Consider the following 20,428-nt stretch of genomic DNA (forward strand, 5'->3'; position numbering starts at 1 on the left):
AGCCTTCCTTGCTCGCCATGCTCATTTGTTGCCGCGGCAGATCACGATCGGATTGGACAGCGCGCTGTCGAACCCACTGCCCTGATAGACCTGAACGTTCGACGCTCCGGGCGGCAGCATGAAGCTGCCTTCGACGACCTTCTGATCGCCCGCGATCGTGTGGAGATCCCAGCTAAACGTGCAGAACTGCGGCGGCGCCTTGGTTTCGACGTGGCTGCAATTGAGCTGCGCGCCGCCCAGCATGGCGGCGCCGCCACAACTGACCGCATCCTTGGCAGCCGCGGCGCCGGGGCACCCAATGAGAGCCGTGACGGCCGCGATCCCAATCCAATTCATCGCCAAATCCTTGCCGGCAAATCCACATCGCCAGGCGGCCTTTGCGGTGCCGTGGCCCATGCGTTTTTTCCTGCCCGAGGCTTAATCGGTCTTGCGCGGGGCGTCCAGCAGGATTATGTGCATGATGATAATAAGCATGCTCACGAAAAATTGTCCATCGACCCCGATCTCCTCCCATGCCCTCTTCCCCCAATATCAGCTTCGTGCTGCACGACGTTGCGCGTCTGCTTCGCAAGCGGTTCGAGCAGCGGTCGCGCGCTTCGGGACTGACCCGCGCCCAGTGGCAGGTGCTGGCGTACCTTTCGCTGCATGAAGGCATCCACCAGAACAAGCTCGCCGACCTTATCGAGATCGTGCCGATCACGCTCGCCCGGCTGCTCGACAAGATGGAGGCCCGCGGCTTCATCGAGCGCCGGCCCGATCCCGCCGACCGCAGGGCCTGGCTGCTTTACCTGAAGCCGCAGGCCCGTCCGCTGCTCGAGATCATGCGCGGCAACGGCCAGAAAACTCGAGACGAGGCCTTCGCCGGCCTTTCGCCTGAAACACAGCAGCGTCTGCTGCAAACCCTAAGCTTGATCAAATCCAATCTGCTCGCGGCTTGCACCCAGCCGGCCGTCGACCGGGAGAAAATACATGGCTGAATCAACATACCCCAAAAAGCCCGCCGGAGACGAGACGCCAGCGGGTCGGACAGACCAGATCATCCGGCTCGACAATGAGCGGGAGCAGCGGCGAGCCAACGTCGTCATCGACAATGACGAGCTGGAAGCGCCGGTTGCCCTGGAGCCTGCGGCACTCGAGGCTCCGGCCAAGGAGCCGCAGCCACGGCAGACCCCCGCCGCCGTCGCCCCTCCTGTTCCGGCCAAACCGAAGCGCAGCCTGACACGGCCGGTCCTTTTTGCGCTGCTTCCGGTCGCGCTCGTCGTCGGTGGCTATTACTATGTCACCGGCGGCCAGCTGATGACGACCGACAATGCCTATATCCAGGCCCAGTCGCTCGGCGTCTCCACCGACGTCTCCGGCACGGTGGAGGAGATCGACGTGCATGAGAACCAGGCCGTGAAGAAGGGCGACGTGCTGTTTCGCCTGCGTCCGGCCTCCTTCGAGACCGCTCTCGCCGCCGCCCAGGCCCAACTCGGCACCGTGCGCAACCAGGTGCTGACCCTGGAGGCGAGCTACCAGCAGTCGCTGTCGCAGATCGAGCAGGCGCAAGCCGACATCCCCTATTATGAGGCCGCCTTCCAGCGGCAGCAGGATCTGCTCAAGACCTCCACCGCCTCGAAGGCGTCTTTCGACAGCGCCCAGCACGACCTCGTCGCCGCGCGCCAGAAAGTGTCCGTCGCCAAGGCGCAGGCGCAGGCCACGCTGGCCCAGCTCGGCGGCGACGCCAACCAGCCGGTGGAGAAGAACCCCTTCTACCTGCAGGCCAAGTCGGGCGTCGACGATGCGCAGCGCAACCTCGGCGATTCCGTGGTCAAGGCGCCGTTCGACGGCATCGTCACCAATGTCGACGCACTGCAGGTCGGCAAGTACCTGCCGGCTTCGCAGCCGGCGTTCAGCCTGGTCTCGTCGACCGACCTGTGGATCGCGGCCGAGCCGAAGGAAACCGAGCTGACCTATGTCAGGCCGGGACAGACGGCGACGATCAGCGTCGACACCTATCCGGGCGCCGTGTGGCACGGCACCGTTGCCTCGATCAGCCCCGCCTCCTCGTCGAGCTTCTCGCTGCTGCCGGCGCAGAACACCACCGGCAACTGGGTCAAGGTCGTGCAGCGCATCCCGATGCGCGTGACGATCGATGGTATCGACGGCAAGCCGCCGCTGCGCGGCGGCATGAGCGCGGTGGTCGACGTCGAGACGGGCCATGCACGCGGCCTGCCCGACTTCGTCACCAATCTCGTCGGCCTGTTCGGACAAAAGTCATGACCAGCGCGTCCGCGACAGCTGCCACGCCGGTGGTCGCCAATCGCGGCGCCATCACTGCCTGCGTGATCCTGGCCGTCATCATGCAGGCGCTGGACACCACCATCGCCAATGTCGCGCTGCCTTACATCCAGGGCAGCGTCTCGGCCAGCGCCGACCAGATCAACTGGGTTCTGACCTCCTACATCGTGGCGGCGGCGGTGATGACGCCGCCTTCGGGCTACCTCGCCAACCGCTTCGGCCGCAAGCGCATCCTCCTGACCTCGATCACCGGCTTCGTCGTCGCCTCGGTGCTGTGCGGCTTCGCGCAATCGCTGCCGCAAATCGTCGGCTTCCGCCTGCTGCAGGGCCTGTTCGGCGCGGCTCTGGTGCCGCTCTCGCAGAGTATCCTGCTCGATATCTACAGTGTGGAAGAGCGCGGCTCCGCGATGGCGCTGTTCGGCATTTCGGTGATGGTCGGGCCGGTGCTGGGCCCTGTCATCGGCGGCTGGCTGACCGAAAATGTCAGCTGGCGCTGGGTGTTCTACATCAACGTGCCGATCGGCGCCTTGGCCTTCGCCGGCGTGTCGCTGTACGTCCTGGAAACCAAGCTGGACTTCAAGGCGAGGCTGGATTGGCTGGGTTTCGGCATGCTCAGCATCACCATCGCCGCCTTGCAGATGTTTCTCGATCGCGGCGAGCAGCTCAACTGGTTCTCGTCATCCGAGATCATCGTCGAGGCGGTGATCTGCGCATCGGCCTTCTACATCTTCCTCGTCCACACCTTCACCGCCCGCAACACCTTCGTCAATCCGAGACTGTTCCTGGACCGGAATTTCGCCGTCGGCATGATCTTCATCTTCATCATCGGCATCACCTACTTGGCCTCGCTGGCGCTGATGACGCCCTATCTGCAGACGCTGATGGGCTACCCCGTGGTGACGGCCGGCATCGTCATGGGGCCGCGCGGGCTTGGCACGATGGCCTGCATGTTCCTGGTCGGCCGGCTGATCGGCAAGGTCGACACGCGCTGGCTGCTGCTCATCGGCCTGCTGATCACCGCCTGGGCGATGTACGACATGACCGGCTGGACGCCCGACGTTTCGCAATGGACCATCATCTCCACCGGGTTCATCCAGGGGGCGGGGCTCGGCTTCCTGTTCGTGCCGCTGACCACCATAACCTTCGCCACGCTGGCGCCGGAGCGGCGCGCGGAAGGAACCGGCCTCTACAATCTGTCGCGCAACATCGGCTCCAGCGTCGGCATATCGGTGGTCACCGCGCTCCTGACGCAGAATGTGCAGATCAACCACGCCAGCATCGCCACCTATGTGACGCCCTTCAACCAGGCGTTCAACGATCCGGCGATCTTCCAGGCGATGAACCCCTACACCGCCGCCGGCCGCGCCGCGCTCGACGGCGTGGTGACGCTGCAGGCGACTGTTATCAGCTACATGAACGACTTCAAGCTGATGATGCTCCTGTCGCTGGCCGCCATCCCGCTGGTGCTTCTGCTGCGCAAACCGGGAACGCCGGCCAAGATCGACCACAGCGCCGTCATGGAGTGAGACCGCTGGGAACGGTTGACGTTCGACCGCTGACCCCGACCGTCTGCACGGTAGGGAAAAAGAAACCGGGGTCCTGTTAGGGACGACAGGACCCCGGCCTCGCCGATACGGCTTCCCAAGAAACATGGCACCTCGTCACGAGGCGGGGATGGCGGACCGAGAAAGCCCCAACGGTCTGCCAACGCCCCCTTTCGCCGGAAGCCGTTACTTCGGCAACAGCACCTTGTTGACGACGTGAATGACGCCGTTCGACTGGTTGACGTCGGCGATCGTCACCTTCGCCTCGCCGCCGGACTCGTCCATGATGTAGAGCTTGCCTTTCTTGATCTCGGCCGTGAGCGTGTCGCCCGAGACGGCCTTCATCTCGTATTTGCCGCCCATCGCCTTGGCCTTCTTCATCATCTCGGCGCCTGAAATCTTGCCAGCCACGACATGCGCGGTCAGCACCTTGGTGAGCTTGTCCTTGTTCTCGGGCTTGAGCAGCGTATCGACGGTGCCGGCCGGCAGTGCGGCGAAAGCCTCGTTGGTCGGGGCAAACACGGTGAACGGACCCGCGCTTTGCAACGTGTCGACCAGGCCGGCGGCCTTGACGGCGGCGACCAGCGTTGTGTGATCCTTCGACTTGACCGCGTTCTGCACGATGTTCTTGGTGGCGTACATCGGCGCGCCGCCGACATTCGGGTTCTTGGCGTAGGCTGGGGCGGCAATCGCCATGCCGGCGACAAGGGCTGATACGGCGATGGTCCTGAATGTGGGCAAGCGCATGTGGTCTTCCTCCGGGTGAGGGCTGATCGGAATTGATAGCCTTTGGAAACGCACAAGCAGTCACGCCGCGCGAGTGCTCGCAGTTTCGCCGATCACGGGAACGTGAATGGAGGCCTGCCCAAAGAAAATATCTGGACGAACCAGGCTTTTTCAACGGGCCGCGCGATTGAGGACAGGCCGACCGTCAGGCGCTGGAAGTGAGTCCCGGACATTCAGATGCCGAAGGGAAATGTATCCGGTACCTTGCCGATGCTGTCGGCCGGCTTGCTGAGCGGCGTGACCGCGGACGTTCGATCGAACCAGACGAAGGCGTCGAACTGGCGGGAGACGGACGAGTCCATGTAATGGCTGAGCCGTTCAGTCTCCGGCCTGTAGATGACGCCGATATAGCGTTCCGGCCTCGGCGCCGCCAGGTCGGCGCCGAGCTGGCCATGGCGCTCAAAATCCAGCAGGAACGACGGTTTGCCGCTCTCGTGACACAGCCGCTCGAAGCTGCCCGGCAGCGACGGATTTACGTCCTTTACCTCCATCTCACGGTCCCAATCCGAGGCACAGGCGACGGTACCGGTATCCGTCCCGAAGCCGATCAGCGCCGTCTGGGCACCGAAGCGCTCCCGGCAGAGCTGGCCGATGTTCAACTCGTCACGGACAGTGCCCATGTCGGTATGCCGCGCGTCCCCGATATGCGAGTTATGCGCCCACACCACGGCCTTCGACTTCGGCCCATGCGCTTCGAGAAGTTGATCGAGCGTTTCAAACATGTGCCGATCGCGGAGGTTCCAGGTCTCGGCGCCACCATAATACATCACGCGGTAGTAGCGCTCGGCCGATGCGACCAGACGTGCACTCTGCTTGGCGTCGAGGAGATCGCCGTCGCCCTCCATCATGGATCGCTCGAACAGATCCATGCACTGTCGCACAACGGCCTCTTCGCAGGTTCTGTAGCCCGGCCGCAGCGCCGCGCGTCCGTAGGTGCTGGGCTCGTTCTGCCAGGGCATCAGACAGCCATAGCGCTCGCGCGCGACGGCGGCCGCTTCGGGATCGACCTTGTCCAGATAGGCAAGCACCGTGGCGATCGAGCCGCTCATATTGTAGAGATCGAGCCCATAAAAGCCTGCTTTCCGCGCATGACCGGGCACATCCCGGTTGTATTCATGCAGCCAGCCGATGAATTCGGACACCTCGGCGTTGCGCCACATCCAGGTCGGGAAGCGCTGGAAGAGCGGCTGCGCATCCGACCGCCGCTCCCCTCCGCGAACATACCGGTTGATCTGCGCCGCATCCGGCCAATCCGCCTCGACGGCCACGATGGTGAAGCCGTGTCGCTGGAGGAGGCGTCGGGTGACAGCCGCACGGGCACGATAAAATTCCGAAGTGCCGTGGCTCGCCTCCCCGAGCAGGACGACGCGCCGGCTGCCGAACCGATCGAACATCGCGCCGAAGGCCGGATCGTCGATCTGCGGCAAATCTTCGGCCGCCCTTGCAATTTGCTGCGGCAATGGAGGAGCGCGCGCCTCGCGCACCGATGCGTTTTCGTCGTGTCCGCCGTGCTCGCCGATCAGCGGCACGAACATGACACCACCGAGGTCCTCCTCCTCGAACTTGTTTGCAGCGATCCGCGTGACGCGAACGAGCCGCTGGGAGTAGAGGTCTTCACCGACCGGGATGATCAGCCTGCCGCCGATCTCCAACTGCTCCTGCAAGCCGAGGGGGATGGACGTTCCGGCGGCCGCGACGACGATGGCGTCAAACGGCGCCTTTTCCTGCCAGCCTTTTGTGCCGTCGCCGACCCGGACCTCGATATTTCGATACCCGGCGGCATTGAGCCGCCGCTCCGCCTGCTGCGCGAGCGATCGATGCCGCTCTATGGTGAAGACGTGTTCAGCAAGTTCGGCCAGCACAGCCGCCGCGTAGCCCGAGCCGGTGCCGATTTCCAGCACGCGATCGGTCGCCTCGATCTCGGCCATCTCCGCCATTTTCGCCACGATGAAGGGTTGCGAGATCGTCTGTCCGCTGCCGATCGGCAGCGGACTGTCCTCATAGGCGAATTCCTCGAAACCCTCGTCGACGAATTGCTCTCGCGCAACCCGGCGTACCGCATTCAGAACCCGCCTGTCATGCACTCCACGGCGCGCGATGTGCGCCTCCACCATCCGATGCCTGGCGTGCTCGAAATCCAGCATGAGAGCCTCCAATCAGGCGATTGATCGGATCGACGTGATGTCATCTCGAGAGCGAAGTCGTTTTCGGTGCCATTCGCTCTTCCGGCTCCCGGGCACGGACCATCCTGTCTTCCTCGGCAGCCCACGCCGATCGCGCAGGCTTATTGGTTGGTTCGCCCGGTCTGTCGCGGATTGACGCCGCCTTGCGGCGTGGTGTCGTTATCGACATCTCCCTTGAAAGTGTTCTCGCCGTCCAGTTCCTCGTCCTCGTCGAGAAGATTGCCTCCCTTGATCGTGCCCCTGGAGGCGCCGATCCCGGGATTCTGCTTCAAATCCTTGTTGGTGGGCTTGGCCGTCTTTGGGTGAATGTTGCTGCTCATCGGAATGCCTCTCTGCAATTAGCATGTGATGAGGTCGATCCACTGCCTTGAATTTGGATGGGCGCGCCGACCTGATCCTCTCCACGCGGGAGCTTAGGAAGCCTTTTGCGCGAACTCTTGAACGCAGGATAAGTTCCATGCGGGACAATCCGGCAGCGGCGAGGGTCGGCTGATTTGCCGGTAATGACGGAGACCAGGAAATGCCGGCTCGGTGCCTGTCCTCATCGCGTGCCGGACCACCGCATCGCACGCTGCATCGCTGAAACTAAAAGGCTGGGCCCTGTAGAACGCAGGACCCAGCCGTCAGATCTGCTTGCTTGCCGAGACCGCCCAACTTTATGGCTCAGTCGGCTGGGGCGGGCTCTCTTGCCTAAGAGGTGCCGCTATTCCGCCGGTGACGGTTTCTTGCGGAACAGCGCCACCAGATTGTCCCACAGCTCGATCTTGGCGCCCTGGCGCTTCATGATCACGCCCTGCTGCAGGATCGACAGCGTGTTGTTCCAGGCCCAGTAGATGACGAGACCCGCCGGGAATCCGGCCATCATGAAGGTGAAGATGACCGGCATCCAGGTGAAGATCGCAGCCTGCGTCGGGTCCGGCGGCGTCGGGTTCATGCGCATCTGCAGGAACATGGTGACGCCCATGATCAGCGGCCACACACCGATCATCAGCATATGCGGCAGCGTGACCGGAACCAGCCCGAACAGGTTGAAGATCGAGGTCGGATCGGGCGCGGCCAGATCCTGGATCCAGCCGAAGAACGGCGCATGCCGCATCTCGATGGTGATGTAGAGCACCTTGTAGAGGGAGAAGAAGACCGGGATCTGCAGCGCCACCGGCCAGCAGCCGGCGAGCGGATTGATCTTCTCGGTCTTGTACAGCTCCATCATCGCCTGCTGCTGCTTCATCTTGTCGTCCGCGTATTTCTCGCGGATCTCGAGCATCTTGGGCTGCACCTTCTTCATGTTCGCCATCGACGCGTATGACTTGTTGGCGAGCGGGAAGAAAATGGCTTTCACGATGACCGTGGTGGCCAGGATCGCCAGCCCGAAATTGCCGAGGAACTTGTAGAGCGTGTCGATCAGCCAGAACATCGGCTTGGTGATGAAGTGGAACCAGCCCCAGTCGATCAAAAGGTCGAACCGCTTGATATGGCGCTCTTCGGCATAGGCGTTGATCTTGCCGACTTCCTTGGCGCCGGCGAAGATTTCGGTCTCGACGGTCGCCGACTGGCCGGCCTCGACATTGATCGGGTCGGTCAGGAAGTCGGACTGGTAACGGTGGCGGCCATCCTCGAAATACGCATAGCGCGGCTGGAACGGCTGCTTCTCGGTCGGCACCAGCGTGACGGCCCAATATTTGTCGGTGATGCCGAGCCAGCCGTCGGTCGACTTGCCAGGCTGGTACTGTTTGTCCTTCTCGACCGAGGCGTATTTGTGTTCCTGCAGGCCTTCCGTGCCGGTGAAGCCGATGAGGCCTTCATGCAGCACATAGGTGCTGGCGACGGCCGGCTTGTCGTAGCGCGTGACACGGCCATAGTTGAACAGCGAAACCGCGCTCGAGCCTGAATTCTGCACCGTGTCCGACACGGTGAACATGTAGTTTGCGTCGACGGAGAAGGTGCGCTTGAAGGTCAGGCCCTTGTCATTGGTGTAGGTGAGCGTCACCGGCGTCGACGGGGTCAGCGTCGGATTGCCGTCCACGCTCCACACCGTCTCCGCACCCGGCACCGCGCCGGTCTTGTCGTTGCCGACAAAGCCGATCTCGGCGAAATAGCCGGTGGGCAGCGCCTGCGGGTTGAGCAGCTCGATCTCGGGCGAATTCTTGTCGACCGTCTCGGTGTAGTGCTTGAGCTTGAGGTCGTCGAGCCGCGCGCCGGTCAAATTGATCGAGCCCTCGAGGCTCGGCGTGTCGATCTTGACGCGCTTGGATGCCGCCAGCGCCTGATCGCGGCCGGCCACGGTGACCACGTCACCACCGGGCGCGTTGGGAATGGCGCCCGGGGTGGTCGCGCCTGGGGCCGGTGTCGATGCGCCCGGATTGGCCGCATCGGCCGCCTTCTTCTGTTCCTCGACGCGCTGCTGCTCGATTTTGGCGGCCTCGCGCTGCGCCTCGCTGCGCGGCAGCACGTAGAAGTACTGCCATACCGCCAGGATCAGCACCGACAGGGCGATGGTGATGAAGAAGTTCCGGTTGTTTTCCATCGAGAGCCCTTGGCCTATCGTGTTCCGCGAAGTCGGCGGGAGAGTTCGGCCTTCAACTGGCCGAAAGGGGCGCGCAGCGCATCATCGCGCCCGACGATGACATAATCATTGCCGGGCACCATGTCATCTGCGGCATGGACGCGGACGGCTTCTTTCAGCCGGCGCCTGACGCGGTTGCGCACAACGGCGTTGCCGACCTTCTTGGTGACGGTGTAGCCGACGCGCGGCACCCCGCCATCGCCGCGGTCGAGGACCTCGACGAGGAAAAACCGTCCGCGTCGCTTTTCACCACGACGGACGGCCAGGAATTCCGCGCGTTTCAGAAGCCGCTCGGGATTTTGCCCCACTGGCTTGCCGGTTGCGGGCAACGATCTCGTCTCGCTTAGGCGCTGAGCCGCTTGCGGCCGCGGTTGCGGCGAGCTGCGACGACGCCACGGCCACCCTTGGTGGCCATGCGGGCACGGAAGCCGTGCCGGCGTTTGCGGACGAGTTTGGACGGTTGGTAGGTACGCTTCATTTGTTTTAATACCGCGGGGTGCGGCCCTTCTTGATTCTGTCACTTTGTAACAGGAGCTTTGCCGGGCCGGTTTTGGCGCGATCGAAACCGCGCCGGGACGAATGGCCCGAGCGTGAGCGGGCTTATAGAAAGAAGGGTTTTGGAAGTCAATCCGGCGTCGGCGCCCTAAAGACGCACCTGTTTTGGAGCATCTATTTTTCCGACCAAGGGAGAAATTGGCAAAAAAGCCGTAATCGCCTAATCTTGGCTGATCAAGTGATTGTGAAGATCGAGTCGCATGAGCGAAGCCAGCCAAGCAGGGGAAGGGACCGGACCGGCGTCAGCCGCTGTCCGCACGGTACCGCTGTCGCGTGGTCTGTCAACGAAGCTGCTGCTGCTCACCATCGTTTTCGTGCTGCTGGCCGAAGTGCTCATCTTCCTGCCCTGGATCGCCAGTTACCGGCTGAGCTGGCTCAAGGAGAGGCTGAGCACGGCCGCAGCCGTGTCGATCGTGCTGGTGCAGGGCGAGTCGACCTCGCTGTCGCGTACGGCCCAGAATGACGTGCTGATGGCGATCGGCGCCAAGGCGATCGCGGTGCGCGACGGCGGCGTGTCGCGGCTTCTGGTGGTGGCCGACATGCCGCCGCAGGTCGACGAACACATCGATCTCGCCAGCGTCGGCATGATCAAGGGCATGACTGGCGCGCTGGATACGCTGTTTTTCGGCGGCGACAGGATGCTGCGCGTCTTCGGACCGGTCGGCGACAGCGACAAGGAGTTCGAGCTGATCATGCCGGACTACTCGCTCCGCAAAGCCATGCTCATCTATTCGCGCAACGTCGCTTTCGTGTCGCTATTGATCTCGCTGTTCACGGCCATGCTGGTCTATGCGGCGATCGACCTGATCATGATCGGGCCGATCCGCACCATGACGCGCTCGATGCTCTCCTTCTCGGAAGCTCCCGACGACCCTGGACGGATCATCCGCCCCGCTGCTCGTTCCGACGAGATCGGAGTGGCCGAGCGCGAACTGTCGCAGATGCAGGAGCGGCTGCAAAAGATGCTGGCCGAGCAGAAGCATCTGGCCGACCTCGGTCTCGCCGTGTCGAAGATCAACCACGACATGCGCAACATCCTGGCCTCCGCCCAGCTGATGTCGGACCGCCTGCGCCTGGTCAAGGATCCGACCGTGCAGGCCTTTGCGCCGAAGCTTCTGCGCGCGCTCGACCGCGCCGTCTCCTATTCGGAGGGTGTGCTTCATTACGGCCGCACGCAGGAGCCGCCGCCGTCGCGCCGCAGGGTGAGGCTGCGCCAACTGGTCGAGGACGTGCACGGCCTGCTCGACATCGAGCAGGGCATCGAGTTCATCAACGCGGTCGAGATGGCTTTCGAGGTGGATGCCGATTCCGACCAGCTCTTCCGGGTGCTCACCAATCTTTGCCGCAACTCGGTGCAGGCGATGGCGGCCGATACCGAAAGCGCCGTGGTGCGGCGGCTGGCGGTCTCGGCCGAGCGCATGGGCAGCGTCAGCCGCATCGCCGTCACCGACACCGGCCCCGGCCTGCCGCCGAAGGCGCGCGAAAACCTGTTCGCGGCCTTCCGCGGCTCGGCGCGCAGCGGCGGCACCGGCCTTGGCCTGGCGATCGCGCATGAACTGATCAGGGCGCATGGCGGCACGGTGGAATTGGTCGAATCGATCGGCGGGCGCACCACATTCGCCGTCACCATCCCCGACCAGCCGGTGCGGCTCGACCAGGCCCGTGGCAGCCTGCGCCGCCCAGCCTGACGGCTTCCGTCCCGTTTCCCGAGATTACCACCTTGCGGACCCGTCGCTCTCTCCAACAGTTCCCGATCGCCAGGATCAGGCCAGTCACAGCGGCTCGAAGTGCCGGGATGAGCGCCGGCATCGCCGCATGACAGGCTTGCGACAAAACTTTTGCCGGATCGGCTTGCTTTTCGCGAATTCAGTCGTTAGGGAACTGCACACATTCGCGGCCGGTCTTTCGGACCGGATCGCGGGGCCGTCGAAAACATGGCCTGATGCGCGCCCGTAGCTCAGCTGGATAGAGCACCAGACTACGAATCTGGGGGTCAGGAGTTCGAATCTCTTCGGGCGCGCCATTTCGGAATTCGCTATTCATGCCAAAATCGACCGGCTCTGCGATTCACCGTAATTCCGTCGCTTTGTCGGCGTGTCGGCGGCTAGCCCTCGGGGTCTACACGTGGCCCTATCGTGGTCAAACTGCGCCATAGAAGTGCCGATATTGCCAGGCGGCTTCCCGCTGCAATTCAGCCTCGGACCACGACGTGTCCTTGAAGCGCATGACGGACATCGGCGAGAGATCAACCGGTGGCTTACCATCGACAATCCAGGTTGCGAGTGCCTCTCCGACCGTCGGCGAGATTGAGAGGCCGGCAACATTGCAACCGCTTGCGAAATGGAAGCCGTCAATTCCTGGAACTGGGCCAAGGATGTGATGACCGTCAGCGGTCATTGTGGGGATGCCACCGCGAAATTCTCGCACCTTAGCCTTTTGCAGTATCGGCAGTTGATCCGTCACTTCGGTCGCAGCTGAATGAAGTATCTCGATGTCGAGCGGCATGTCCTTGACATCAAATCCAGGCCCGAGCGATTGCATATCGAAAAAGCGCGGTGCATCCTCGTAGACGCCCCAAAGAAACCCACCCTGACATGGGCGCATGTACACGGCCGCGTCCATGATCCGAACCATTGGCAGCTCCGCACGCGCGCCAGCCAGAGGCTCCGTAACGATTAGTTGCTGGCGGGTGGGTACCAAGGGCACCCGAATGCCGCTCGCCTCCGCCACCTGCCGCGTCCACGCACCAGCGGCATCAACGACGACCGGACCTTCAATTGTGCCTTTCACGGTATTCACGCCGGTGACCTTGCCACCACCGATGTTCACGGCGAGTACGTCGGTTTTCGGCAGCAAGGTTGCGCCCTGAGCCGCCGCTGCTCTGGCGAAGCCGACAGCAACCTGCGTCGGGTCGAAATATCTGTCGTCGCCAATCCTCATCACTCCAACGACGCCGCTCGGCTTCAAGAACGGATTAAGGCGGCTCGCCTGCTCCGCTGAGATCAGCTCGACATCAAGACCCATGCGCCGCCCGCGCTCGAAGTCGACCTGGATAACCTCCGCGTCCTGCGGCCGGCGCGCGATTTTCAGACTGCCCGAATGCACCCAATCGAGAGGTTGCCCGGTTTCTTCCGTAAACGCCTCAATCTTGCGGCACGCGTCCTTGATAAGGCTAGTCATCAAATCGCCTTTGCGGGTGCAGCTCACCATTCCTGCAGCGCGGGGCGAGGTCTGCGATCCGATGTCATGCTTGTCGATCAGAGCAACGCTGAGCCCCTTACGCTTGCTCAAGTAGTACGCGGTGGCAGCGCCAAGGCCGCCGGAGCCAATGACAATAACATCCGCTTTGCTGATCATTGCGGCGTACCCCCGATAGATTGGCATTCATCGAACGGTATCACGCAGTATTGCGATGGGCTATCTCTCCTCCTCTGAGCGCGGCCGGGGTGAGGTCCGCTGCTGGCCCATCACGTCAATTCTGGATTGACCGGCATAGCCGCTATCGAAGAGCAACCGGACCCCGGCAGCCGCCCATGAGGCGAGGGCAAAATGGCAGGCCGTCGCAGGCTTCGCGATTGGAGCGCGTGGCGGCATCATAGCGCCACTGCGAAGCAATAGTCCCCATCTTCATCACCCGGTGTGGCGCGCCAAATCTCCTAAGCCGCGGTTTATTGCTGCACGGTCGCAGCGGCTCAGCCAAATGCCGGCAGCACGCCGCTGTCTCACCCCACTGAGCGTGCCGCCGCCCGGCCGGCGCTGCGGCCCGAGAAGATACAGCCGCCCAGGAATGTGCCTTCGAGCGCCGCGTAGCCATGCACGCCGCCGCCGCCGAAGCCCGCCACTTCACCGACCGCATAGAGGCCCGGCACCGGCTGGCCGCCGGCATCGAGCACGCGGCTGTCGAGATCGGTCTGCAGGCCGCCCAGCGTCTTGCGGGTCAGGATGTTGAGGCGCACCGCGATCAGCGGTCCGTTCGCCGGGTCGAGCATCTTGTGCGGCTTTGCCGTGCGGATCAGGCGGTCGCCGAGATAGGCGCGCGCGCCGCGCAGCGCGGTCACCTGCATGTCCTTGGAGAACGGATTGTCGAGTTGCATGTCGCGGGCGCGGATCTCGCGCTCGACCGTTGCGACGTCAAGCAGCGGTTCGCCGCCGGCCAGCGCGTTCATGCGCGCGACCAGTTTCGAAAGATTGGCCTCGACGATGAAGTCCTCGCCCTTTTCCATGAACGCCTTGACCGGGCCGGGAATGCCCGACGTGGCGCGACCGAGCACCTGGCGCCAGCTTTTTCCCGTCAGGTCGGGGTTCTGCTCCGAGCCCGACAGCGCGAATTCCTTCTGGATGATCTTTTTCGTCAGGATGAACCAGGAATAGTCGAAGCCGGTGCTCATGATATGGCTAAGCGTGCCCAGCGTGTCGAAGCCGGGATAGAGTGGCACTGGCAGGCGTTTTCCCCGGGCATCGAGCCACAGCGAGGATGGGCCGGGCAGGATGCGGATCGCATGGTCTGTCCAGATCGGCGCCCAGTTCTTGACGCCCTCGACATAGTGCCACATGCGGTCGCGGTTGATGACCCTGCCGCCGGCGTGTTCCGATATGGCCAGCATGCGGCCGTCGACATGGTCCGGCACGCCGGTGATCATGCGCTGCGGCGCGTTGCCCAGCCGCTTGGGCCAGTTTTCCCGCACCAGCCGATGGTTGGCGCCAATGCCGCCGGAGGCGACGATCACCGCCTGCGCTTGCAATGCGAAACCGCCTGATACGTCGCGCGGACTCCTGTGGCCGCGCTCGACAGGGCTCGGTTGCAGGATGTCGCCCTGTACGCCGGTCACGGCTGCACCCGTCCGCGTCAGGGCATTGACCCGGTGACGAAACCTGAAGTCGATCAATCCACGCTTTTGCGCCTCGCGCACGCGCAGCACGAAAGGTTCGAGCACGCCGGGACCGGTGCCCCAGGTGATGTGGAAGCGCGGTACCGAATTGCCGTGGCCGATGGCGTTGCCGCCGCCGCGCTCGGCCCAGCCGACGACAGGAAAGAATTTCAGGCCGCGCTCGATCAGCCAGGAGCGCTTCTCGCCGGCGGCGAAGCCGACATAGGCCTCGGCCCATTTGCGTGGCCAGTGGTCTTCCGGCCGGTCGAAGGCGGCGGTGCCCATCCAGTCCTCGAGCGCCAGGTCATGGGAGTCGCGGATGCGCATGCGCCGCTGCTCCTGTGAATCGACGAGGAAAAGCCCGCCGAACGACCAGAACGCCTGGCCGCCCAGCGATTGCTCCGGCTCCTGGTCGACGATGATGATTTTCTTGCCCGCTTCCGCAAGCTCGGCGGCGGCAACCAGTCCGGCAAGGCCGGCGCCGACAATGATCACATCCGCGTCGTCAGCCATTTTTCCTCCCCAGGATTAGCCGGCTATGTAATATGGGTTTCAGACGGTCTCCCAGCCGCCTGTGTCGCCGGCGCGGAAGATGGCGTCGATGACTTTCTGGTTGAGCACGGATTCTTCCAGCGTGAAGACGCGCTCCTTGCCGCCAAGAGCTGCCCGCGCGAAGGTCTCGACCTCGAGCCTGTATTGCTGCGTGCCGGGGAAGCGGAACACCTGCGCCTCGGTGTGGTTCTGGTTGTGCAGTTCGACGCGGTGATGGTCGTAGAGCCCGGCATTGAAGGGCGAGAACAGTTCGATGAAACCCTTCTCGCCGTGGAACACCATCATCTGCCGCGCCGCCATCTGCGTCGACAGGTAGAAGGACAGCTCGAAATCGCCGAAATCGGCGCGGATCGATGAATAGATGTCGGTGCCGAATGTCTTGTCGCGCTCGATCGTCGCCTGTACGCGCAGCGGCTCCTTGCCGGTCGAGAAGCGCGTCGACACGGTCGGGTAGACGCCGATATCGGGCAGCGCGCCGCCGCCGAGATCGAGCTTGTTGCGCATGTTGTTGGGGTCGACATTGTAGTAGGAAAACGCGCCCTGCACATGGCGCAGCCGGCCGATGGCGCCGCTGGCGATGAGATCACGCACCTTGATCCACTGCGGGTGGTAGATAACCATGAAGGCTTCGCAGACCAGCACCTTCTTCTGGTCGCGCAACTTGATCAGCGGCGCGATGTCCTTGGCATCGAGTGCCAGCGGCTTTTCGACCAGCACATGCTTGCCCGCTTCGATGGCTTTTGCAGTCCATTCGACATGCTGCGAGGTCGGCAACGGGATGTAGACGCCATCGACCTCGTTGGAAGCGAGCAACTCCTCATAGGAGCCGAAGGCATGGCGCGCGCCAAAGCGGTCGCCCAATGCCTTGGCCTTCGCTAGGTCGCGGCTGGCGATTGCCGACAGCACGCCGTTCTCCGCTTCGACGATTGCCGGCAACAGCTGCTCGCGGCCGATCTTGGCCGTCGACAACACACCCCATCGGAACATCACGCTTCTCCCTATAGATTACAGGCAAGGAGGTTTGCCTGAAATCGCTGGAAAAGCCAATGCAGGTCGCTCGGTTCCTCGCCCCACGAAAGCGGGCAAGGAACCCAGGTACCTCAGCCGCGCGCTAGCCCCTTTTCCCGGTCAGCGTCATGTCGAAATCGACGACGTTGGAATAGAGCGGCGTGCCGACATCCATGCCGTAGCGCGAGCGCAGCACCTTGCCGGTGACATGGAATTTGATCGTCCCGCCCTTCAACCCGTCGAGCTCGGCGGTGAATTTTTCCGGAAACGTCTTGCCGCGCGCCGTCAGCCTGCCGGTGACAAGGGCCGACGTGTCGCCGGTGCGGGTCACGCTGGTCGAGCGGAACTGGATTTCGGGACTGTTGGCCGCGTCGAACACCGCGTCGGAGCGCAGGAACGCATCAATGCGGCCTTGGCCGGTGCCGACGCTTTCGGGATAGATGGTCAGGTCGACTTTCGAACGGCCGACATCATTGTTGTCGATGCGGATCATGCCCTTGAAACGGGCAAAGGCGCCGTCGAAACCGCCGCCGCCGGCCTTGCCGATGGTGAAGCGGATCGCGGAGCCAGTTTGGCTGATCGTATAGCTGCCGGCGGCATCGCCGAGCACGACCGCCGCATAAACAGGCATGGCAAGGCAGGCGGCGATAGCCGCCAATCCGAGGATTCGCGCACGCATTGGGTTGTTCCTTGTTAGGAGGCAGCGCTCTCTGGCGTCCTCACCCCACAAACGAGACCAAGGCGCCTTCTATTCCCCGGCTGACGAAGGCGTGATCATACGCGCGAGCACCCCGTCGCGAAGCAGGAAACGGTGGCGCAGGGCAGCCGCGACATGCAGGGCGACAAGCGCCGCGCCGGCATAGGCGAGATACCAGTGTGCCGACGTCCAAAAGCTTTCGGCGGCATCGGATTCGGCGAGCGGCAGGTTCGGCATGACGAACAGGTTGAACGGCATGCTGGGAATCTCCAGCGTCGAGACCGACACCAGCGCCCAGCCTGACAGGGGCAGGGCGATCTGGAAGGCATAGAGCGCCAGATGCGCCAGCGGCGCCGAGCGGCGCTCCAGGGCGCCGACAGAAGGCGGCAAGGGCGGTGCCGCATTGCCGAGCCGCCAGGCTATACGCAGGATGATGAGCCCCAGCAGCAGGAAGCCCAGGGATTTGTGCAGCTGGATCAGTTCGAAGGCCGTGCGTTGGCTCGGGGTCCTGACCATGACGAAGCCGAGCATGAACTGGCCGATGAAGATAATCCCGATCAGCCAGTGGAGGATAATGGTTGCCCATCCATAGCGGGTCGCGGTGTTGGTGATTGAAGCCTGCATGCGAGGCGAACGTTGGGGCGGTCAGCTTTCTTCCCCTTGCCGAGGAGGAGGAGAGTTGCCTACCCACTCACCTTGAAGAAATCGACGAAAGCCCTCAGCGCCGGCCGCATCTGGCGGCGGCTCGGGTAGTAGACGAAGAATCCGTCAAAGGGTGGGCACCAGTCCTCCAGCACGCGGATCAGCCGTCCGTCGGCAAGCGGCGCGCGGACATAGTCCTCGAAAACGAAGGCGAGCCCGGCGCCGTCGATCGCGGCCTGGGCGATCAGATGGTCCTCGTCGAGGATCAGCGGCCCTTGCACCGCGATCTCGACCTCCTCGCCGTCCTTTTCGAATTCCCAGCGGTAGAGAATGCCGCTGGAGAAGCGGAAGCGGATGCAGCGATGCTCGGCAAGATCGCGCGGGTGGCGGGGCCGGGGCATGCTCTCGAAATAGGATGGCGCGCCCACCACCGCGCCGCGAATGTCCGGCCCGATGCGCACCGCGATCATGTCGCGCTGCAGGCTCTCGCCGAGCCTGACACCAGCATCGAAACCGCCTGCCACCACGTCGGTGAAACGATCCTCGATGATGATCTCCAGCACGATGTCGGGATAGGCTGATGCAAAGGCGCTGAGCCGTGGCGTCAGCACCAGATGCGCTGACGTGCGCGGCACGCTGAGCCGCAAGTTCCCGGCGGGCCGGTCGCGCGCCTCGACGGCCGTCTCCAGCGCCAGGTCGATCTCGGAAAGCGCCGGGCGCAATCGCTCCAGCAATTGCGCGCCTTCCTCGGTCGGAGCGACACTGCGTGTGCTGCGCGCCAAAAGGCGCACGCCAAGCCGTGCCTCCAGGCTGGAGACCGCGTGGCTCACCGCGGAGGGAGCTATCGCCAGTTCCCTGGCCGCGCCGCGAAAACTGCCGCATTGGGCAACGGTTGCCAGCACCGCGAGCTGTGAGAGATGTGCCCGATTCATTGATCTATTTCATGGAACGACCCGTACGAAGAAGAGCCGATTATCGAACGTGCTGCAAGGCGTTATTTCCTAGGCATCACAACAAGGAGATGCGTGATGAAAACCCGCAAGCTAGGAACTGAACTCGAAGTCTATCCGGTCGGCCTCGGTTGCATGGGCATGAGCTTTGCCTATGGCGGCCAGCCGGAAGCCGAGGCGATCGCCACCTTGCACCGCGCCGTCGAGATAGGTGTCAACTTCTTCGACACGGCCGAGGTCTACGGCCCCTACGAGAACGAGATCCTGCTGGGCAAAGCGCTGAAATCGGTTCGCGATAAGGTGACGATCGCGACCAAATTCGGCTTCAAGATCCTGGAGGAAGGCACCGGCATGGATCGCATGGCCGGTGTCGACAGCCGTCCCGAGCACGTCAAGGCCGTCGCCGAGGCGTCGCTGAAGCGGCTCGGCACCGATGTCATCGACCTCTACTACCAGCACCGCGTCGACCCGGACGTGCCGATCGAGGATACGGTCGGCGCCATGGCCGAGCTGGTGCGCGAGGGCAAGGTGCGGGCGCTTGGCCTGTCGGAGGCAAGTGCCGCCACCATCCGCCGGGCACACGCAGTGCACCCGATATCAGCAGTGCAGAGCGAATACTCGCTGTGGAGCCGCGACCCGGAAGACGAGACATTCGCCGTCTGCCGCGAGTTGGGCATTGGCTTCGTGCCCTACAGCCCGCTCGGCCGCGGCCTGCTCACCGGCACCATCGCGAGGCCGGAGACCCTGAGCGACGACGATTGGCGCCGCACCTTGCCGCGCTTCCAGGCCGACGCCATGGAAGCCAATGGCAAGGTGATCGCCACGCTGGAAAGGATGGCGATGGAGAAGGGCGTCACCTCGGCGCAGCTGGCGCTGGCCTGGGTGCTGCACCAGGGCGACTTCATCGTGCCGATCCCGGGTGCGCGAAAAATCCGCCATTTGGAGCAGAATACGGCGGCGGCTGACATCGTGCTCAGCGCGGCAGAGGTCGCGGCGATCGGCGATGCGCTGTCGCCCGACAAGGTTATGGGCAAGCGCTATACGGAGGAGTTGCTGGCGCTGGTGAATGGGTGAAGGTGGAAAAGGGCGCGCCCTTTTATGCAGCGAATTAAAGGGCGTTGGCGCGAGGCACCCCCCTCTGTGACAGAGGGGGGTGCCTCGCGCCAACCTGAAACTCTGTTAGCTCACCACGGCACCACCGTAATCTCCGGCCAATACGCCCGCGCTCGCGCGCCCTTCTCCTCATGCGTCTTCCGGTTATCCATCAGCCGGCTGGGCGTAATTCGAAACGAAAAAAGGTCGTCGAGCCCGAACGGCGCCACGAGGTCCAGCTGCCCGTCCCCGTCGAACCGCACCCCCACCGCATGCGTCTTCGAGGCAAAATAGCTGACGGATTGGCTGGCACTCGTATAGCGCGGGCACGGCTGCCCGAACTTTTCCGGATACCACAGGTGCACGCGCGCCTGGTTGCGCACTTCCACCGGCAGCGGCAGTCCTTCGAAATGCCTGGCCGCCCGTTGGATCACCGCGTCTTCGGCCTCGTAGGACAGGTCGGAACCGTCGAAATAAAACAGGTCGACATCCCTGATGCCGTAGCCCGATGGCTTGCCGGTCAGGTGGTTCCAGACGCTATTGTAAAGCGCGCCGGAAACCACCAGCCAATCCGGCAGCGCAAGCGCGCGCACCCTCGCCAGCGTTTCGGCAAGCAGCGGGTCAGCCGCGACGATGTCGAGAAAAGCCGTACGCTGTTTCTCGAAGGAGAGCCCAGAATGGCGCAGATGGTCCATCGCCCTTTGGAGA

At 63.4% G+C, this 20,428-nt stretch carries 19 protein-coding genes and 1 tRNA gene; 6 read left to right on the top strand and 14 right to left on the bottom strand.

The genetic code is table 11. From position 1 onward, the window contains the following. Positions 1–21: 21 nt before the first annotated feature. On the bottom strand, positions 22–396 hold the full coding sequence (locus tag LB571_RS22340) for a hypothetical protein (protein ID WP_224597986.1): 375 nt from the start codon (positions 394–396) through the stop codon (positions 22–24). Positions 397–512: 116 nt separating this feature from the next. On the opposite strand from LB571_RS22340, the gene LB571_RS22345 reads away from it, so the two are divergent. From LB571_RS22345 to LB571_RS22355, 3 genes are read left to right on the top strand one after another with little or no spacing between them, the layout of a single operon-like run. Next, positions 513–977 carry a MarR family winged helix-turn-helix transcriptional regulator gene (locus LB571_RS22345; protein ID WP_140660130.1) on the top strand — a complete coding sequence of 155 codons (465 nt, stop codon included), beginning with the start codon at positions 513–515 and terminating at the stop codon, positions 975–977. After that, a complete protein-coding gene (locus LB571_RS22350; protein ID WP_224597989.1) occupies positions 970–2,262 on the top strand; it encodes an HlyD family secretion protein in 1,293 nt (430 codons plus the stop codon). Before LB571_RS22345 ends, LB571_RS22350 begins: the two co-directional genes overlap by 8 nt. Further along, on the top strand, positions 2,259–3,806 hold the full coding sequence (locus LB571_RS22355) for a DHA2 family efflux MFS transporter permease subunit (RefSeq protein WP_140660128.1): 1,548 nt from the start codon (positions 2,259–2,261) through the stop codon (positions 3,804–3,806). Before LB571_RS22350 ends, LB571_RS22355 begins: the two co-directional genes overlap by 4 nt. A gap of 204 nt (positions 3,807–4,010) precedes the next feature. Here LB571_RS22355 and LB571_RS22360 read toward each other — a convergent pair whose 3' ends face one another. From LB571_RS22360 to rpmH, 6 genes are all read right to left on the bottom strand, one after another. Next, on the bottom strand, positions 4,011–4,571 hold the full coding sequence (locus LB571_RS22360) for a fasciclin domain-containing protein (protein WP_140824187.1): 561 nt from the start codon (positions 4,569–4,571) through the stop codon (positions 4,011–4,013). Between the two features lie 212 nt (positions 4,572–4,783). After that, positions 4,784–6,754 (bottom strand): protein-L-isoaspartate(D-aspartate) O-methyltransferase, encoded by a 1,971-nt coding sequence (locus LB571_RS22365; protein WP_224597992.1) that lies wholly within the window; start codon positions 6,752–6,754, stop codon positions 4,784–4,786. A 140-nt stretch (positions 6,755–6,894) separates the two neighbouring features. Next, the gene (locus LB571_RS22370) at positions 6,895–7,113 is read right to left on the bottom strand and encodes a hypothetical protein (protein WP_015314392.1); all 219 of its coding nucleotides are present in this window, start codon (positions 7,111–7,113) and stop codon (positions 6,895–6,897) included. Positions 7,114–7,496: 383 nt separating this feature from the next. After that, positions 7,497–9,317 carry a membrane protein insertase YidC gene (gene yidC, locus LB571_RS22375; RefSeq protein WP_015314391.1) on the bottom strand — a complete coding sequence of 607 codons (1,821 nt, stop codon included), beginning with the start codon at positions 9,315–9,317 and terminating at the stop codon, positions 7,497–7,499. Positions 9,318–9,331: 14 nt separating this feature from the next. Then, the gene (gene rnpA / locus LB571_RS22380) at positions 9,332–9,685 is read right to left on the bottom strand and encodes a ribonuclease P protein component (protein WP_015314390.1); all 354 of its coding nucleotides are present in this window, start codon (positions 9,683–9,685) and stop codon (positions 9,332–9,334) included. Between the two features lie 14 nt (positions 9,686–9,699). Next, positions 9,700–9,834, bottom strand: coding sequence for a 50S ribosomal protein L34 (rpmH, locus tag LB571_RS22385; RefSeq protein WP_008833937.1), 135 nt, complete (start codon positions 9,832–9,834; stop codon positions 9,700–9,702). A 277-nt stretch (positions 9,835–10,111) separates the two neighbouring features. Between rpmH and LB571_RS22390 the strand changes: the two genes are divergently transcribed. After that, a complete protein-coding gene (locus tag LB571_RS22390) occupies positions 10,112–11,599 on the top strand; it encodes an ATP-binding protein (protein ID WP_140875804.1) in 1,488 nt (495 codons plus the stop codon). A gap of 258 nt (positions 11,600–11,857) precedes the next feature. Then, positions 11,858–11,934: transfer RNA gene (locus tag LB571_RS22395), tRNA-Arg, on the top strand. A gap of 116 nt (positions 11,935–12,050) precedes the next feature. On the opposite strand, the gene LB571_RS22400 is transcribed toward LB571_RS22395, so the two are convergent. From LB571_RS22400 to LB571_RS22425, 6 genes are all read right to left on the bottom strand, one after another. Then, positions 12,051–13,268, bottom strand: a complete 1,218-nt coding sequence (locus LB571_RS22400; RefSeq protein WP_224597995.1) for an NAD(P)/FAD-dependent oxidoreductase — start codon at positions 13,266–13,268, stop codon at positions 12,051–12,053. Between the two features lie 365 nt (positions 13,269–13,633). Then, positions 13,634–15,292 (bottom strand): FAD-binding dehydrogenase, encoded by a 1,659-nt coding sequence (locus tag LB571_RS22405; RefSeq protein WP_224598010.1) that lies wholly within the window; start codon positions 15,290–15,292, stop codon positions 13,634–13,636. A 39-nt stretch (positions 15,293–15,331) separates the two neighbouring features. Continuing rightward, positions 15,332–16,318: a Gfo/Idh/MocA family protein gene (locus tag LB571_RS22410; RefSeq protein WP_224598012.1), complete on the bottom strand. Its 987-nt coding sequence runs from the start codon at positions 16,316–16,318 to the stop codon at positions 15,332–15,334. Between the two features lie 124 nt (positions 16,319–16,442). Continuing rightward, a complete protein-coding gene (locus LB571_RS22415) occupies positions 16,443–17,018 on the bottom strand; it encodes a YceI family protein (protein WP_140719156.1) in 576 nt (191 codons plus the stop codon). Positions 17,019–17,087: 69 nt separating this feature from the next. Next, the gene (locus tag LB571_RS22420) at positions 17,088–17,660 is read right to left on the bottom strand and encodes a cytochrome b (RefSeq protein WP_224598013.1); all 573 of its coding nucleotides are present in this window, start codon (positions 17,658–17,660) and stop codon (positions 17,088–17,090) included. Positions 17,661–17,719: 59 nt separating this feature from the next. Beyond that, entirely contained in the window at positions 17,720–18,610 is an 891-nt protein-coding gene (locus LB571_RS22425) for a LysR family transcriptional regulator (protein ID WP_224598015.1), read from the bottom strand. Positions 18,611–18,706: 96 nt separating this feature from the next. Between LB571_RS22425 and LB571_RS22430 the strand changes: the two genes are divergently transcribed. After that, positions 18,707–19,702, top strand: a complete 996-nt coding sequence (locus LB571_RS22430; RefSeq protein ID WP_140615160.1) for an aldo/keto reductase — start codon at positions 18,707–18,709, stop codon at positions 19,700–19,702. 110 nt (positions 19,703–19,812) lie between these two features. On the opposite strand, the gene LB571_RS22435 is transcribed toward LB571_RS22430, so the two are convergent. Then, a complete protein-coding gene (locus tag LB571_RS22435; RefSeq protein ID WP_224598017.1) occupies positions 19,813–20,415 on the bottom strand; it encodes a nucleotidyltransferase family protein in 603 nt (200 codons plus the stop codon). Between the last annotated feature and the right edge of the window lie 13 nt (positions 20,416–20,428).

Origin of the sequence: Mesorhizobium sp. BR1-1-4 (genome assembly GCF_020165375.1) — a bacterium.
Classification (GTDB): Bacteria; Pseudomonadota; Alphaproteobacteria; order Rhizobiales; family Rhizobiaceae; genus Mesorhizobium; species Mesorhizobium australicum.